This is a genomic window from Bacillus seohaeanensis (genome assembly GCF_042684945.1).
Taxonomy (GTDB): Bacteria; Bacillota; Bacilli; order Bacillales; family Bacillaceae_B; genus Rossellomorea; species Rossellomorea seohaeanensis.
Genome location: NZ_JBHUMF010000031.1, coordinates 962,434 through 979,703 on the forward strand (window position 1 = coordinate 962,434; position 17,270 = coordinate 979,703).

A 17,270-nucleotide genomic window follows, 5' to 3' on the forward strand; every position below is an offset into this window, starting at 1 on the left:
TACTCTTTTTAGTTTTTCTTTTCCATCAGGCAGTCTAAAGGTAGATATCTCATAAAATTTGAAAAGGTGATAAATAATGAAATTTAAGATAGTCGCTGTCATTACAATACTATCTACTATCTTAATTGCAATAATTGGTTTTATCAGAAATGATACAGATTTCACTGTCTTGGCAACTAGTTATTCAGAGAGTTCTACCACTCTATACAACTATAATAATAAAAAAGTAGTTGATACTAACACTTTTCCAATTGGCAGTGTCGAAAATTTAATATATGACGATAAAGGCCATGGTATTATGTATGACAATAATGGAGATCAGTTAGTCACTATTGTTGATGATGAAACGAAAAATTATAATATTAATAACAATCCCTCACAGTTAATTAAAAATGATAACGGACAATATATGTTACATAATGGGAATCTCAAGTTTAGTATTTCTAAATATAATGAAGAATACGATAAACTTGTACAAAGTGAAAAGTTACCCGGGTTTGCCCAAAATTTTATCATTCATAATGACTCTATTTATGTATTAACTAATGTTTACGATGAAAATTCAAATAGAAAGGTTACTATTTACGCTTTAGATATAAATTCTTTAAAAGTTTTAAATTCCATCGAGGTTTCAGGTCTTACATTTGGTTTTTATATAAGAGAAGTTGATGGCGATTTAAAAATTTACGGAAACTCCAATGAAGAAGCAAAAGATTTATCCATTTATACTCATCAGTTAGCTAATAAGAAAACAAATTTGAAAGTTAAATCGGATATCAAAGTGATGTGGGTTAGCAAAGTTATTGATATAAATGAGAAAGAAATAATTTTAAATGACTTTTCTATTGTGTCCGTTGATAAAAATAATGTTCCTAAAATTGAATTTAAGAACGATCAAACTCTAATTGATTTAGAATATAATAAAGCCGAAGAATGCTATTATTTGTTAGCAGGAGATTTCGATAAGAACCAGTTTGAAGTTCATAAATTGAATAGTAATTTCGATATCATTGAGAGTAGTTCTCTTGATTTAGGTCATAAAAAGCCAACTGATTTATTACTAAATTGATATTTTTAAGGAGTGGGAAGCGAAGGGACGGTTCTTCCGCTTCATTCACCTCGTTACCGAAGGAAGCGGCGGAACCGTCCCCGATGCTTCTAATCCTCACACACCATCAACATATTCCCATCAGGATCTTTAAACACAAAAAAGTGATCATGCTGAACGTCTGTTACAATTTCAACACCATTTTCTTTCATAAACTTGTAGGACGCATGAACATCCTCTGTACCAAATTGGATTGCAGGAACATTAAGTCTTGGAAGTTCTCCATTTTCCTCTCTCCACATAGGCATTTCGTCAAGGATCAAACCTGTTCCTTCCATTTCCGCAACAAATAAATGATCAAAATGAAGTTCGCCATCTTTTATTCCTAAAATCCTAGAATACCATTCTTTTGATTTTTTAAGATTGCTCACTGGTATAAAGACTAGATTCACTTTGTTTTTTATAGGGCTTTTCTCCACCTTTACTCCCCCTTTAACATAAAATATTGATACTTTTCATTAACTCAGATTCACTTAATAAATCGGATCACATAGGTCCACATGATCTTCAGTTTCTGTCCATTTTGAGTATATTTCTAGTGTCCACTTTTCAGGTTTTCTTTTATATCCATTCTCTTCAATCCATTGATGCAAATGAGAATATACATGGAAAATCTCAGAAGCGCACCCTTTAAAATGAAGGACCGCATACTTTTGTACAGGGACAGAAAGGCTGACCATCCCTTCAGGTATATCCTCAAAATTATGGACTTCATAACAAACCCAGTAGCCATCGTCCTCTTCTGAAGTTTCCATAGGTTTAAATGCACCGATGAGCTTTACTGGCTCGACTAGTTGCATTATTTCATCTTTACGACGATCCAATGACATAGAAGCTTTCGGAATCTCTTGTCCATACCCTATCATATCTTCGCATACGACACGAAAGCCAACTAACTTCTTTTCTCCAATTTCTTTTACACCCTTTCTTTTGATGGCTAAACCTTTTTCCATCTTTTCATTCTCCTCTCAAGAATAGTTGGATTGTACAAGTTTTTTTTAACTATCCTATTCCATAACTATTAAGCTGGATAATAATTTAGATCATACATGCCACCCAATATATTACCAGTGAACTTGAAGTTTATTACCATTTGGATCATAAAAGTGAAAATATGCATGTCCATTATCTTCTTTTATATCCTCAACTTTAACCCCATTATCAATGAGGTGTTCATGAAACCTAGATAATTCTGAACTTGTAAATCCAATGTTAAAAGCTGACTCATTATTAATGGTAAAATGCGCATATGTTTCATCTACAGTGGGAACTAAAATAAGTAAAAATGGTCCTTCATTTACTTTAATAATTGCAAACGGATCCTCGGTAATGGTTAACAATTGTAGTCCCAGTACATCTCTATACCATTGTGCAGAATACTCTAAATCTCTCACAGGGATCCTAATATAATGAACTTGTTCAATAAATGATTTACTCATAAAATCCTCCCCTTTATTTAATTGGACATAAAATAGATAAATAGATTACAGAATTTCATTAGTTGGGACTTCATTTGGATTCATTCTAGTCCCAGCAACTTTAAAAGCACTTATTAGCTTAACTGAATCACCTAACCTTTTTATTTAATCTTTGCGACGCCCCTACTCAATTGGGATTAAAAGTTCAACAACTTTCTCACTGCTACTTTCCATATTGTAGTAAATTTCAATAGGACAAGAATAATAGAACCTTTTTTCCATGTAGCCCTTCTCCTTCATCCAAGCAAAGAGTTTTGTATATCCCTGTCCAATCGTTTGATTCGAACAAGAAATTATCTTTTATCACGGAGTTTGCCCAACGCAAGACTTTGCCACGATACCTCCTAACCAACTCACTAAACGCTTCTCGATTCCCCCCTCTTTTGTCAGCTTCTATTATATAGATGCAAATTCATTTCAAAACCTTACAACTTATTAAAAATAAATAAAAATTGTTGTATAGACATTTATTAACATAACGTTGCTCTTCGTCATATACAAACCTACTTCGTTAATACAACAGATTCGACAAAAAAAGCATTAATCCTTTTTGGATTAACGCCGCCATTAACGAAAATAAGAACTAACTTCTATTAGCTAGTTTCGTTTAAATGTAATCCCTCACAAAGTCGTTTGAAAGTGAAGACTCTTGTTGCGAGGTATTAGTCTACTCTGTAGCAGCACCCTACTATACATTTGAACTCCCCCCACTTAGCAAGCTTGAAGCGGGGGATTCCTAAGAACTCCATTCTATCGAACAGATATTGATTAGGCGATCCCTGTCGCACCGACAGTTACGAGACGAAGGGCTTCGTTTCGTAGATTCAACCCTGCGTTAATATCCCTTTGATGATGACTTCCACAAAAAGGGCATGTCCACTCACGCAAAGCGAGATTTTTAACGTCTTTATTTTTGTACCCACAACACGAACAGAGCTGACTACTGGCAAAGTTTTTGGCAACGACTACGACTTTCTTGCCGTACCAATTTGCTTTATATTCGAGCATCCGTTTGAACTGTGACCAAGCTACTTCACTAATAGCTTTGGACATGTGGTTATTTTTCAACATGCCACTTACGGACAAATCTTCCAAGCCGATCACGTCGTGGTTTTTGACCAGATTGGTGGAAATTTTGTCTAAGTAATCTTTCCGCGCATTAGTAATAGCTTCATGAATACGAGCGACTTTTTTTCGTTGTTTATCCCAATTTTCCCTACCTGTTTTCCGTCGCGAAAGAATGCGCTGTGCTTTTATTAGTTTTTCTTCCAATCTGCGTAACCATTTGGGGTTACCGGATACCTTTCCATCTGAAAGTGTCGCAAAATCTTTTAATCCGAGATCAACACCGACAGCTGTATTTGTTTTGGACCATTCTTCTACCTCGGTTTCCGCAAGAATCGATACGAAATATTTCCCACTAGGGTTTCGCCTAATCGTCGCATTAATAATCCGTCCCGTTACTTCCCTATACCTCTCTTAAACTTTTAATTATGTCAAATTCCTGTTCATCAAATCCTTTTGCAAACGATTGTTCTTTTCTTACTGCCTTTCCAAAATGATACTGATCTGCACCGACTGTTTGGTGAATGCTTTTGACATTACTCCCGGATAAACCTGCACCAGGAAAAATCTTGGGACCGTCATACCTTTTCGATAAATCTACTAATTTCTTAAGATTATTTTTACCAGCCTCACAATTGGCTTCTCCTCCTGAGGTTAAAACACGACGCACATTTTGCTTGAATTCTAGTAGTGTGTGATAGGCCTCGGTTTGAGAAGGTACTTCATCAAATGCACGATGAAACGTGATATCCAATTTGGGGGAAATATTTATGATGTTTCTAAGTACTTCTTGATTAATCGTTTTGTCTTTATTAAGTGCACCAAAAACAATGCGGGTACCTCCAAGATTAATGACATTTTTTATATCCTCGTAAATTGTATCGAGATCTGTTTCTGTGTATTCAAAATGATAGCTATGAGGGCGTATCATTATTTGAACTGGTATGGAAACACTACCGAGCACCTGTTTAATGGTCCCATAACTAGGTGTTAGTCCACCTTCTCCTATTCCTGATACCAATTCAAGTCTATCGGCACCTAGCTTTTGAGCTTCTATTGCTTCTTCTTTTGTTTGCACGATTACTTCGATAAGCATACGAATCTACCTCTTTCTCCATTTCTTCACACATGTCTTGTTACACACTACCCTTTAGTCATTTTTCACAAGTTCTACATCCTCTTGTCGCTTGCGATACCACTCATTAATGGTCACTGCATATGGTAGTGGAATATCATTTATCTCCTCAATATGCAACGGATTAGAACGGTTTTTTGTCATGATCGAAGCTACCTTAAAATAGCTTTGTAATCTTGTTTGGGAATAAGACAGTTCAATCACATTCTTTCTTTTCGTAATAAACATGCGCGTCGTTAAACCTCCATTCCACCATTGAACCTGGTCTTCGGCCACAACATATCTTGTATGAATATAATCAAGGATCCGCTGCAACAAGATGAAACAGAATAAACCAAGACTTCCTATCCACCAAGCTTGATCTAATTGAAAAATGTTAGGCTTAAAATAAACTAAGGCGATTGTTGCCACTATCCAAATCCAGCTTGGTTTTAACAATTTAACCCATAACGATTTGCGGGGGAGCTTTTCTAATTCCGCATGTAGTTGATAAGTTGGCAGCAATTCTTCTATTAACTGATAGGCCTTTTTCATTGGCAAAAATGGATAAAGGGAATTCACGTTTACTTCTCCACCTGTATTGTTTGGGCTCGCAGAACTGATTAATTTTACTTCAACTAAACCAAACAGCCGCTTCATAAATGTTTGATTCATTTCCAACCCTTGAATTTTTTTCTTTTCCATTGCAAAATAACTTTCATTCAGTACTCCTCTATCAATATAGACATACTTAGCATCAGAAGAAATTTCATATTTACCATAGCGGATAAACGTTCTCGCAACACCAAAAGTAACAGCAACAATCACCGCCAAAAGAATGATGCCAAAAAGTAACCACGTATGGTCAAGCAATCCTTGAAAGATTCCTTCAACCTGATCTATCTCCGGCAATAACGACTCCATGTAATCAAACATACCGGCAACAATCGGAATAATCGCCAGGAAACTTAATGATGTAAAACTTGCTTTCCATAAGTCCTTTCGATTTGGGGTGAAATGCACTGTTCGATTTGTCTCTTGTATCCATTTCTGCTCTAACTCTTCCTCTTCTTGTTTAGGAATCTGTTCTACGTCTTCCTCCTGATTTTCTTTTTGCGAAGTTCCCTTTTCCGTTAGTTGCACTAAATCCAGCAAAAAATTGGCATGTTTATCGGATAGCACCTCAAAATGGATAGCATCATCTTCCCCGTCCATTGCCGTTTCAAACGTCAACGAAGTAAGTCCAACTAGTTTATGAAAAATCGTTGTTTTCCTTGTCACATTTTGAATTTTGGAAAATGGAATCGTACTTGTATGTTTCACAAAAATTCCTTTATGTATATGAAAAGTTCGATCTTTCCATTCGTACCTTTCCAAAAACCAGGCGATGATAATATAAGCTAACCGCCATATAATAAACACTACAAGTGCATACCTTCCATACTCAAAAAGCCAGGACGTTGAATCTTTTTTAACCACAAATAGAATAATTGCAAGAAATAAACTATTTTTTACTAATTGATAGATTCGAAAAACAATCGTCAATGGATGATATCTCATTATTCATCCACTTCCTTTAGCTTTGCATGTTCTGCTAATATTTCCCTTAACTGAAGCGCAATTTCTTCTTCTAATGCGGGAATCGTATGGGAAGAACCCATTGTTTCTACTTTGATGGAACGAGTGTGGTATCGTTTCATAATAGGTCCTTGACTAGTAGAAACCGATTGTATTTTCGTCATCGGAACGGTCACCCATTCTTTTTTAAAGATGCCATAACTTAATTGAAGGTACTCATGATCAAATTGATAACTCCAGCTTCGATAAAGATACGTTGGTTCCATGATGGACCAAATCGAACCAATTATATTGAGCACCACTAAGCCAACCAAAAGCCAAAAAGTCCAGTTTGGCCATGCAAAATAATAATCCAACCAGAAAAATACCCCAAGCACGACAAATCCTACAATATTTGTAATTGCATCAGTAATCTTACGTATTTTTGGAAAAGAAGGGGATAAAGTATGTTCTAAATTTCTATCGCTCACTAGTAACAACCTCCTCACTCTACTCGTTTCTTCTAGTTCAAGAAAATATTTAAAAACAAGTTTCTTATTTTAAGAGGATTCAGTACGTATTCCCAAATCCCCTCTTCCATATGCCTCCCGAACTTATAAGAAACGTCTATTCTCTATACGTACTTACGGTTTTGGGAATAAAAAAGTTTCACGACTCGTATGAAAAAAAGCAAAGGGAGAATTCTTGCCTCTAAAAACCGCAAGAATCGTCCTTTTGCTTTTATGCACGAATCATTCGTTATTGTCCTCGGCTTTTCTAAACAAAGCTTCCGGAATCATCTCAAACCCTTCAATCACTGTATTTTCTTCGACTTCAATCATTAGGAACAGCTTTCCGTTCAGTTCTACTTGGCGTACGTATCTTAAGTCTTGTGGACTAATGGAAACATTCGCTACCTTTGTTTCTATTTTGATGGACTTTGAAGTATATTTTGGTACGATATTATTCGCTTTAAATTCGTATTTCTCATCATCAATTACTGTCTTAAACGCGGTTTCTACCTTTTCCGTATCAACGTCTTCTACTCCACTGCTTTTTAGAACTTTTTCTACATCTTTGTAGTCTAGTTTCGGTGTATCTTCCTCTTCATTGTCTTCTAAGACGCGATGAATCTCTTCGTATACATTGGAAAGCGTGGATGTATTGATTTGGTCACCAGTTACCTTTTTCACAATTTCCTCAAAAACAATTTTATCCTCTTGAGCCGTCATTGTTTCTTCTGCATTTAATACCTCTTCAATGAAATGATAATTTAGTTCGTATGCTTTTCCTGCCGAATAAAGTACGTGATTGACATCCGCAGCATTATCGGTAAAACAAGGGAATAAAAATCCTGATATTGGAGCTTTCAAGTTAATAATTGGATCTACCACAAAATTATACTTAAACTCCTTTTCAACATAGTCGAATAGTAATTCTTTTTTCGGATCTTGTGTTTTATTCATACTACATAAAATAAAGGAATTGGAATAAACGGTATCTCGTTCACTTTCTTCCGCCTCTTCGTTACGGCGTTTCTTTGGTTTCATGTATTCTCCACGAATAAAACTGACGACAATATCCATTTCATATTGCTTTTCTTGCAGCATTTTTTCTACGAGCTGAAGCATATGACCTTTCCAATCTTCTGTATCGCTACTCAACAGGCCTTGGTGAAGAATCAGCTGACTGCTATTTTCCACATCACGTTGGAATTTTAATTCAAATAGTTTTTCGTCTAACTGGCCTGTTAATACTTTTTTAAAGTTGCTCATGAATAACTCTTTTTGTTCATCTTCTAACAATTCAAACGGCATACTTTCCTCATGATAAATTTCACTTGATTCTTTCATGATATACACATTAAAGATTTCATGAATTTTTAATAAATCATTATTTACTTTGAATTGTTTACGAATATTGGCTATGTTCTTTTTATTCAATCTTGTTCCACTCCTAGGTTTGTTATCCGTATGTATTCTTCTCCTCTACATTGTTTCATTTTATCATAGATTCTCCTTGGAAAAACAAGGGATGGCTCTCTTGCTCCCAAGAAGCGCAAGAACCATCCCTTGTTTTCATTTTAAAAATCTCGATTCTATTTCCACATCATCTAATGGTTTACTAAAGTAATATCCCTGACCAACAATTTAATTCTATAAATATATGAAGGTATGTATCCCCATTAGGAACTAAGACCTACAATGCATAGTATCTTGTTATTGGGAAGATGCTTGACACGCTCCGATAACTACTCCTATTGTTACTTAAAAAATATTGACTACTAATTTCTTTATTTATGAAAGGAAAAGAACGGTTCTATTGCTTCGATGAAGCGCAAGAACCGTCCCTATATTTTCAAAGATATACCTTTTCTTTTCTTCTCTCTAAATCCCTTTTTTCCAGTTCTTCTTCCGTAAGTTTTGTATCCCTAACGAAATAGGAAATAATCAATCCAACAAGGGACAGCACTGATACAACAATGAATGCAACATTGGCACCATGAATAGCTGGATTCGCAATTTCTATTTTTGCCGCTCTACCCTCTGATGTCGTCATGACTGTAACGAGTATCGCCGTTCCAACAGAAGCCGCAATTTGCCTCATCGTATTATCCATCGCTGCTCCGTGTGGGATTAATCGTTTTGGTAATTGATTCAATCCAGCCGTGGCAATTGGCATCATCACCATCGATAGCCCAAACATTCTGACGCTATACATAACGGTCATGAAAACTAACGATGTTGAGGTGTCTAACCTTGTAAAAGCAAAGGATGAAACAGTAATAATTGTTAAACCAACCATAACTAGTTTTCTTGCACCAAATTTATCAAATATTCTACCCGTAATGGGAGACATTAACCCTGTGATTAATGCACCTGGCAACAACGCGAGACCAGCTTCAAAAGCAGTAAAATCACGCATGTTTTGCATATAAAGCGGAATCAGTGTTTCTACCCCAATTAACCCCATAAAGGCGATCATCCCAATAGCAACAGCTAGTGGGAAAATGGAATAAGTAAATACTCTGAACTCCAACATTGGATGCTTTAGTTTTAACTGTCTTAGGATAAATGCAGTGAGCATCACTGCTCCAACGGCTAGCGACAATATGGTCACACTAGCTAACCAGCCATTATTCCCAGCTGATGTAAATCCATATAGCAGTCCACCAAAACCAAAGGAAGATAAAATAACAGACAGAACATCTAGTTTTGGTTTCGTTAATTCCGTTACATTCTTTAACGCAAAAAACGCGACTACTATATCAATAATTGCAATCGGGAGAATAATGAAGAATAGTACTCTCCAAGAATAATGCTCCGTAACCCAACCGGATAAAGCCGGACCAATTGCCGGAGCAAACGAGATGACTAAACCAATTAACCCCATTGCCGCACCTCGTTTATGGACAGGAAAAATCATTAAAAAGACCGTCTGCATCAGCGGTAACATGACCCCTGCACCAGCAGACTGGATGACACGCCCAATTAATAGAGTAGAAAAATTCGGCGCAACCCCAGCCACTAGTGTACCAACAACAAAAATACTCATCGCTGTAATAAACAGCTGTCTAGTTGAAAATCGTTCTAATAAAAAGGCACTAACAGGAATCATGATACCATTGACTAGCATAAACACAGTCGTTAGCCATTGCCCCGTATTTGCTGTAATCCCCATTTCTTCCATAACCGGCGGGATTGCTGTAATCATTAACGTTTGGTTCAAAATAGCGATAAACGATCCCGCCAGTAACAATATCACAATCGTTTTCCGGTTATAACTTAATTCTCCCATGGCTTTCCCCTCTCATGTCATCTATCAATATAGCATATAAATAGCTGTATTCACTTTATATAGAATACATGATTTCAAATTTTAAATCTATTTTTATGTTTGGTAGAAGTTGTAAACGAAAGAAAACAATACTTCATTCAATTAATTTCATTTTGAAAAGAGAACTTTTACAACTATCAACTAACATAAAAAAGACAGTTTTCACTCCGTATTACAGAGTCTCCCCTCTGAACACATTATGTCTGTTTGGGATTTTCAGCCTATTGAATAAAGAGAATTTTAAACCCGATTATATATTTTTTATCACCAAATCATTTCTGCAAATTCCGGGTGATCAATAAATGGATTACGATTTCCTTGGTAGTCTTCAAAAATAATATTGTTGCGGCGACGTTCGAATTCGTCTACTGGATCCTCTTCATGCCATTCCAACAGTACAGAAAGTTTTCCATGGTAAGGATCACTGCCGTTATTCACATAGTTGTTCAATTCAAGATCGACTTCATCACTTACGTCCCCTTCATAGCGAACCGCCATATAGAAGAGCATTCGGGCAACGTCTCCCTTGACACTATCACGTGGCTCCCATGAATCGCTATCATAGAAGCTTTCCGGTGCTTCACGGTGAGGAGAACCCCCATTATCAAAGTCTAAGTTACTACGAGAAGAGTTAACGGTCACATCTGTAGGCCGCAAATGATGAATGTCCGTTCCCGCTCCCATTGATGTACCGAAGTCTCCATGTGATTTTGCCCACACATGCTCACGGTTCCAATCATCAACATTTCCACCATTCGATAGTTCTGACTGTGAGCGGCCAGAATACAGTAATAGTACATTGTTAGGATTGTTGGGGTCTTCATCAGTATTTCGTAATGCTTCCCACACATCACTATAGGATAGCTCATGGTGATCATCGATAATATCATGGAGACTTTGTTTTAGTGCTGCTCCTGTTTTTCCTTCAGCTGGCTGATAATACTCTTCGTAACTTGGTGGGTCTGTAGGGTCACTTGGATCACTTCCATCCCCTTCAACAACTTCAATCTTAGACGTTGACTTTACACCAGCATGAGAAAAATAATCCGTCAATTCACCTGTAACTTTAATCTTTTCCCCCATTAGTTTGGGGTTACTCTGTAAACCAAAGGTAGAACGAAAGATAGAAGGTATTTGAATATAGATCATGTTAGAGGTGTCCGTTTCCGAAGCAGAATCTGCAAGTGCTAATGCATAATCACTAGGAAACTGACTCTTTATAACATTATTTTCTGAAATAGGTTGACCTACAATATACCCCTCCACAGTAGACTTTGAACTATCCTGATTAGAGATCGCTTCATCCACTGTGAAAGGGGAATCCCAAGAGCCATTGCCAGCCGCTTTCATTTGACTTAAAGGCGCCTGACTACAACCGAAAGTAAATAACATAAGAGCAATAAATAACAATGACGTTTTTCTAATAGAACTCAAGATCATCTGTGTTTTCCTCCCTATATATAGAATCACTTTAAGAGTACAACAAGAATCGTAACAATAGGGTTAAAATAATGTAAATAAACAAAGTTGATTCTTTCGAATTAGGTCTATTCTACAGCATTTATCATCACTTGAGTCTTTAGGGTAGATAGAGGTAATACGAAAGTCTTTTCCCTAGAAAATACAGGGACAATTTTCCCGTTTCCATCACTAAAAAAGCAACCGTAGAACCGGCCGCGATCAGTGAAAAAGCCCATTCAAATAGAAAAAGAATCTGACAACCTACTGCATATAGGCTATCAGATTCCTTTATCATCTGTATATTGACGAAAAACCTTCAGTACTTTGAAGAAACGTTACTTTTTTAGCAGTCTTAGACCGTTAGACCTTCGCAAAAAGCGTCATGAACAATAAAAGGAAAGAAGCCAGAAATTAGAAGGGCAGACCAACTAAATCTCCGTTTCACTGACTTCCTAGGCAGTCCTCACGTTTTCCTTATAATTAATACGGCCCAGTTTCGTGGCTTTTCTTCACAGCGTCTTTTGTTGCTTCGTTCGCAGCTAGTGAACCTTGACCAAATTTGGATTGACCTGATTCACGGCCTGGAACCTTGTTTTCTTGTTCCATTTCTTGCAGTTCTTTCATTTTCATTTCGATTCCTTCCTTCACACGGCGACCATAATCTTCATCAGCTTTTGTGAAGTGCTCAATCATAGCATCTTGAATTCGTTTGTCACAAACTGCAAGTGCATCGGATAGGTTTTTAATCAACTCATCGCGCTCCCAATCTTCAAAACTACGATAGGTGTGTCCTGCTTGACCGTAGTTATTCGGACGGTCAATTGGTGCGCTTAACGCTGCGGCATTATACGTTGGCTGATGCGGTGCACGCCCCTCTGTCGGCGCTTCCTCAAAGCCCCCTAGCATTGACGGCTCATAGTTAATATGTGGATCTCTAGACTCTTTCGAATCACGAACCTCCATTTGTCCGCGGTGCTGATTTGTGCGAACAGGTGCTTTTGGTGCGTTCACAGGTAATTTAAGATAGTTCGCACCTACACGATAGCGCTGTGTATCCGAGTAAGAGAAGGTACGGCCTTGTAACATTTTATCGTCAGAGAAGTCCATTCCATCAACAAGAACGCCTGTACCGAAAGCGGCTTGCTCTATCTCCGCATGAAAGTCTACTGGATTGCGATTTAGCACCATACGCCCAACTGGTAGCCATGGAAACTTATCCTCTGGCCACAGCTTTGTATCATCGAGTGGATCAAAATCGAGTTCTGGATGATAACCATCCTCCATAATCTGTACAAAAAGCTCCCATTCTGGATAGTCCCCTTGCTCAATTGCTTCATATAAATCCTGTGTCGCATGACCGACGTTCCTTGCTTGAATATCATCTGCCTCTTCTTGCGTTAAATTACGAATTCCTTGCTTCGGCTCCCAGTGATACTTCACCAACACAGCTTCGCCTTTGTCATTTACCCATTTATAAGTATTTACACCAGAACCTTGCATATGGCGGTATGTAGCTGGAATCCCCCATGGAGAAAAGACGAATGTAATCATATGAGTAGCCTCAGGTGTACGAGAAACAAAGTCAAACATCCGCTGAGGATTTGGCACATTCGAAGCCGGATCCGCTTTAAACGCATGAATCATATCTGGAAACTTCATCGCATCACGGATAAAGAAAATCTTAAGGTTATTCCCAACAAGATCCCAGTTGCCATCTTCCGTATACATTTTTACCGCAAAGCCCCGCGGGTCCCGTGCTGTTTCCGGTGAATCCTTCGCTCCTGCCACTGTAGAGAAACGCACCATTAATGGCGTTTGCTTCCCAGCACCTGAAAATACTTTAGCACGAGTATACTTCTCTACCGGTTCATCTCCAACTTTTCCGTATGTTTCAAAATATCCAAATGCTCCTGACCCTCGTGCATGTACCACCCGTTCCGGTACCTCTTCCCGATCAAAATGGGAAATCTTTTCAATGAAATGATAATTCTCAAGTGTCGCTGGACCGCGATCCCCAACTGTACGTATATTTTGGTTATCCATCACAGGGTGACCCTGGCGCGTTGTCAACGACTCACGTTCCACTTCTTGTTCATTTGAAGTATCTCTATCCTTGTTCTCTGCCAAAAATAAAAACCCCCTTAAAATTAGTTACTTCTATATCTTGTTTATTACTGTAAAATTTATACAATAATAAAGAGGAATTTTTAGAATAAATTTCAATCGATGTAAATACCTCGATTGTGGCAGTTTTTACTGGGTTTATGATAGGCACCGAGTGGTTACCAGAGTCCTATCAATTCTATATTCTTTTTACTATTACGAGAAATTTCACATCGATTCGGCTAAAGTTTAACCTGCTAGAACAATTTAAAAAACACAAGAAGATTAAAAACAGGTTCTGATTTAGGTGTCTATTTTCGAATGAAACTTGAATTTGGTAAAATATATTAGTTTTCCTTCAATACTAGTCTCCTGATTCATCTTTTCCCTTATTTAAATAATGGTAAACAACATGTCCCACTGATTTAGCAGCAACAAGCATCGCCCCCTCATCAATATCAAATTTAGGATGGTGATTGAAGTAAGGTTCTCCTACTCCCTTTGGAGTGCAGCCAATATAAAAATAAGAGCCAGGAACCTTCTCGAGATAATACGCAAAATCATCAGATGGTGCCATTTTAGGAAATTCTTTCACTTCTGTAATGTCCTTATCCTCAACCCCTGTCAAGGTATTCGCTACAAACGTAGTCAATTCGGGATCATTATATAGCGGTGGATAATCGGGTTCATACGTAAGTTCACAGCTTACACCAAATAATTCTTCGATGCCGCTGACAATCCGATGAATTTCTTTGTTTATAACATCCTTTGTTTCATCATTTGAATAGCGTATATCTCCTTCTATTTCAATACTATCTTTTATAACATTAAAACTCCCTTTGCCGTCAAATGAACCAATTGTCACTACACCGGCATTAAAAGGATTCACTCTACGACTAACAATAGTTTGGACAGCTGTTACAAAATAGGCGCCGGCAACAATAGCATCATTTGCCTTATGTGGGGAAGAACCATGTCCTCCACTTGCCTTTACCTTAAGTTTAAAATAGGCGCGACCATTAAAGGAATATCCACTATGATAACCAACTGTTCCCACAGGGGCCATCGGTAAAACATGAATGCCAAAGATTGCATTTACATCATCCAGAAACCCTTCCTCTACAATGCTCTTTGCTCCACCAGGGGGTACTTCTTCTGCATGCTGATGAATAACTTTAACAGTACCATAGATCTTATCTTTTAATTGGATAAGACAATCAGCTAAAACTAATAGGTAAGCTGTATGAGCATCATGACCACAAGCATGCATTACACCTTCATTCTTTGACTTAAAGGGAACATCCAATTCTTCTACAATAGGAAGTGCATCAAAATCAGCCCGAAGTGCAACTGTTTTCCCCGGCTTTTTCCCTTCTATCGTTACAACAATGCCATGTCCATTTCCAGCTTCCGTTGATATATCAACATCTTTTCCACTGTAAAAATCAGCGATAAAGGCTGCCGTTTTTTCCTCTTTAAATGAAAGCTCAGGATTCTCATGTAAATAACGGCGTATTTCGATCATCTCACCTTCTCGTTCTTCCAACATGTTCACTAATTGATTAATCATTAAGATAATCTCCTTTCATACAAACAACCTTTAGAAAATACCCTTAAAAAAGAACCTTCAATCCAAAGATAGATTAAAGGTTCCTTATTTTATTTCTATTTATATTCTATTATTTACTTCATTCCTTAAATTAATGGAGAATGTTGCTTAAATTTTTTCATTCCATCCCCCGGTTTCTACATTCGAGAACTAACTAAAGGCTAGTTCTTTTTCAGGCTTTTTTTTCGAATTTTTGTCGCTAAGACCAAGCGTCTCGGCTGTTGAAGTATGAATTTCATGCAGAAGTTCTGGGTTTTCCATTAATGACACGCCATAAGAAGGAATCATTTCTTTAATTTTCGGTTCCCACTCTTTCATATTTTGCGGGAAGCATTTTGTTATTACTTCAAGCATTACATGAACGGCGGTAGAAGCACCCGGAGAAGCGCCTAGTAATGCTGCGATTGAGCCATCAGCAGCACTAACAACTTCCGTACCAAATTGAAGTGTTCCTTTACCGCCAGTTTCTGTATCTTTAATAACTTGCACACGTTGGCCCGCTACTACTAAATCCCAATCCTCCCCTTTGGCGTTCGGGATAAACTCACGTAACTCTTCCATGCGCTTTTCTTTCGATAACATAACTTGCTGGATCAGGTATTTTGTCAATGGCATGTTTTTTGCGCCTGCTGCTAACATAGTTAAAAGATTATTTGGTTTTACGGAACCTATCAAATCAAAATTTGAACCTGTTTTTAAGAATTTTGGTGAGAAGCCAGCAAAAGGTCCAAATAGTAACGATTTTTTATTGTCGATAAACCGTGTGTCAAGATGCGGTACAGACATCGGAGGAGCACCAACCTTAGCTTTTCCGTATACTTTTGCATGATGCTGTGCTACAACTTCCGGATTGTTACATACCATAAACAGTCCGCTTACCGGGAATCCCCCAATACGTTTTGATTCAGGAATACCGGTTTTTTGTAGTAAAGGTAGACTTCCGCCCCCACCACCAATAAAGACGAACTTTGCAATATGGTCTTCGATTTTACCACTATCGATATCATGTACTTTCACTTTCCACGAGCCGTCGCTAGTACGTTTAATATCCTTAACAGTATGCTTGTAGTTTACATCGACATTTTTATTCTTTAAGTGGTTAAACAACATGCGTGTTAAAGCACCAAAGTTGACATCCGTTCCTGAGTCAATTTTTGTTGCCGCTATAGGTTCATTCGTTGTGCGATCCTGCATAATAAGTGGAATCCACTCCATTAGTTTCTCTGGGTTATCCGAAAATTCCATTCCTTGGAATAAAGGATTGTTTGATAGCGCTTTAAATCGTTTCTTTAAAAAAGAAACATTCTGTTCTCCTTGTACTAAACTCATATGTGGCAATGGCATGATAAAGTCCTGTGGATTATGTATCAGCTTACTGTTTACAAGATACGACCAGAATTGTCTCGAAAGCTGAAATTGTTCATTAATTTTTATCGCTTTGCTAATATCTATAGATCCGTCAGGTTTTTCGGATGTATAGTTAAGCTCGCACAGTGCAGAATGACCCGTACCCGCATTATTCCATTCGTTAGAGCTTTCTTCCCCTTCGTTTGCGAGCTTCTCAAACACTGTAATTTTCCATTCCGGTGCTAACTCTTTCAGTAATGATCCCAAAGTTGCACTCATGACTCCGGCACCAATTAAGATAACGTCTGTTTTTTTCTGTCCGTTGCTCATTTTTACCAACCTTTTCCCCTGAAATTTGCAGAAAGATGCAGGCATTACACCAAACTAAGGCACGCTCTAGCCAGACACCTTTTCTGTCTCAATATATGACCATACTATAATGTGTTACCATCTATATATCTATTTTAACATAAATATTCAGAATACGTTGTAAAATCAGATGAAAAAGAATCATTTATCTCATTATAGGTGAATTCCGTATACCAATTAACATACAGACTTGTAGGTCAAAATGGAACCATACACCAACTA

13 protein-coding genes and 1 pseudogene are annotated in these 17,270 nt (G+C 37.6%); 1 reads left to right on the forward strand and 13 read right to left on the reverse strand.

Features of this window, described 5'->3' with window-relative positions; translation table 11 throughout:
* Positions 1-76: 76 nt before the first annotated feature.
* Entirely contained in the window at positions 77-1,069 is a 993-nt protein-coding gene (locus tag ACFSUL_RS17985) for a hypothetical protein (protein WP_377937274.1), read from the forward strand.
* A gap of 89 nt (positions 1,070-1,158) precedes the next feature.
* Here the strand turns inward: ACFSUL_RS17985 and ACFSUL_RS17990 are convergent, their stop codons facing one another.
* From ACFSUL_RS17990 to ACFSUL_RS18050, 13 genes and pseudogenes are all read right to left on the reverse strand, one after another.
* A complete protein-coding gene (locus ACFSUL_RS17990; RefSeq protein WP_377937275.1) occupies positions 1,159-1,527 on the reverse strand; it encodes a VOC family protein in 369 nt (122 codons plus the stop codon).
* A 54-nt stretch (positions 1,528-1,581) separates the two neighbouring features.
* Positions 1,582-2,061 carry a GyrI-like domain-containing protein gene (locus tag ACFSUL_RS17995; RefSeq protein WP_377937276.1) on the reverse strand — a complete coding sequence of 160 codons (480 nt, stop codon included), beginning with the start codon at positions 2,059-2,061 and terminating at the stop codon, positions 1,582-1,584.
* A 111-nt stretch (positions 2,062-2,172) separates the two neighbouring features.
* Positions 2,173-2,547, reverse strand: coding sequence for a VOC family protein (locus tag ACFSUL_RS18000; RefSeq protein ID WP_377937277.1), 375 nt, complete (start codon positions 2,545-2,547; stop codon positions 2,173-2,175).
* An 807-nt stretch (positions 2,548-3,354) separates the two neighbouring features.
* Positions 3,355-4,056: pseudogene (locus ACFSUL_RS18005) on the reverse strand (RNA-guided endonuclease TnpB family protein); the annotation flags it as partial.
* Entirely contained in the window at positions 4,055-4,747 is a 693-nt protein-coding gene (locus ACFSUL_RS18010) for a copper homeostasis protein CutC (RefSeq protein ID WP_377937278.1), read from the reverse strand. The pseudogene ACFSUL_RS18005 and the gene ACFSUL_RS18010, both read right to left, overlap by 2 nt.
* A 54-nt stretch (positions 4,748-4,801) precedes the next feature.
* Positions 4,802-6,325, reverse strand: coding sequence for a PH domain-containing protein (locus ACFSUL_RS18015; protein WP_377937279.1), 1,524 nt, complete (start codon positions 6,323-6,325; stop codon positions 4,802-4,804).
* Positions 6,325-6,813 carry a PH domain-containing protein gene (locus ACFSUL_RS18020; protein WP_084778403.1) on the reverse strand — a complete coding sequence of 163 codons (489 nt, stop codon included), beginning with the start codon at positions 6,811-6,813 and terminating at the stop codon, positions 6,325-6,327. The genes ACFSUL_RS18015 and ACFSUL_RS18020 overlap by 1 nt, the downstream gene beginning before the upstream one ends.
* A gap of 261 nt (positions 6,814-7,074) precedes the next feature.
* Positions 7,075-8,265, reverse strand: coding sequence for a DUF4317 domain-containing protein (locus ACFSUL_RS18025; protein WP_377937280.1), 1,191 nt, complete (start codon positions 8,263-8,265; stop codon positions 7,075-7,077).
* Positions 8,266-8,680: 415 nt separating this feature from the next.
* Complete coding sequence (locus ACFSUL_RS18030; RefSeq protein WP_377937281.1) at positions 8,681-10,120, reverse strand: DHA2 family efflux MFS transporter permease subunit; 1,440 nt, start codon at positions 10,118-10,120, stop codon at positions 8,681-8,683.
* Between the two features lie 303 nt (positions 10,121-10,423).
* The gene (locus tag ACFSUL_RS18035; RefSeq protein ID WP_377937765.1) at positions 10,424-11,551 is read right to left on the reverse strand and encodes an endonuclease; all 1,128 of its coding nucleotides are present in this window, start codon (positions 11,549-11,551) and stop codon (positions 10,424-10,426) included.
* Between the two features lie 549 nt (positions 11,552-12,100).
* Positions 12,101-13,747, reverse strand: a complete 1,647-nt coding sequence (locus ACFSUL_RS18040; protein ID WP_377937282.1) for a catalase — start codon at positions 13,745-13,747, stop codon at positions 12,101-12,103.
* 340 nt (positions 13,748-14,087) lie between these two features.
* On the reverse strand, positions 14,088-15,293 hold the full coding sequence (locus ACFSUL_RS18045; protein ID WP_377937283.1) for an amidohydrolase: 1,206 nt from the start codon (positions 15,291-15,293) through the stop codon (positions 14,088-14,090).
* Positions 15,294-15,482: 189 nt separating this feature from the next.
* Positions 15,483-17,009, reverse strand: a complete 1,527-nt coding sequence (locus ACFSUL_RS18050; RefSeq protein ID WP_377937284.1) for a malate:quinone oxidoreductase — start codon at positions 17,007-17,009, stop codon at positions 15,483-15,485.
* Positions 17,010-17,270: the final 261 nt, after the last annotated feature.

What these genes read in the sequence shown, in the direction of transcription:
- ACFSUL_RS18050 (WP_377937284.1), bottom strand. Translation starts at nt 17,009, where the DNA reads ATGAGCAACGGACAGAAAAAAACAGACGTTATCTTAATTGGTGCCGGA.
- ACFSUL_RS17985 (WP_377937274.1), top strand. Translation starts at nt 77, where the DNA reads ATGAAATTTAAGATAGTCGCTGTCATTACAATACTATCTACTATCTTA.
- ACFSUL_RS18010 (WP_377937278.1), bottom strand. Translation starts at nt 4,747, where the DNA reads ATGCTTATCGAAGTAATCGTGCAAACAAAAGAAGAAGCAATAGAAGCT.
- ACFSUL_RS18030 (WP_377937281.1), bottom strand. Translation starts at nt 10,120, where the DNA reads ATGGGAGAATTAAGTTATAACCGGAAAACGATTGTGATATTGTTACTG.
- ACFSUL_RS17995 (WP_377937276.1), bottom strand. Translation starts at nt 2,061, where the DNA reads ATGGAAAAAGGTTTAGCCATCAAAAGAAAGGGTGTAAAAGAAATTGGA.
- ACFSUL_RS18000 (WP_377937277.1), bottom strand. Translation starts at nt 2,547, where the DNA reads ATGAGTAAATCATTTATTGAACAAGTTCATTATATTAGGATCCCTGTG.
- ACFSUL_RS18035 (WP_377937765.1), bottom strand. Translation starts at nt 11,551, where the DNA reads ATGTTATTTACTTTCGGTTGTAGTCAGGCGCCTTTAAGTCAAATGAAA.
- ACFSUL_RS18045 (WP_377937283.1), bottom strand. Translation starts at nt 15,293, where the DNA reads ATGATTAATCAATTAGTGAACATGTTGGAAGAACGAGAAGGTGAGATG.
- ACFSUL_RS18015 (WP_377937279.1), bottom strand. Translation starts at nt 6,325, where the DNA reads ATGAGATATCATCCATTGACGATTGTTTTTCGAATCTATCAATTAGTA.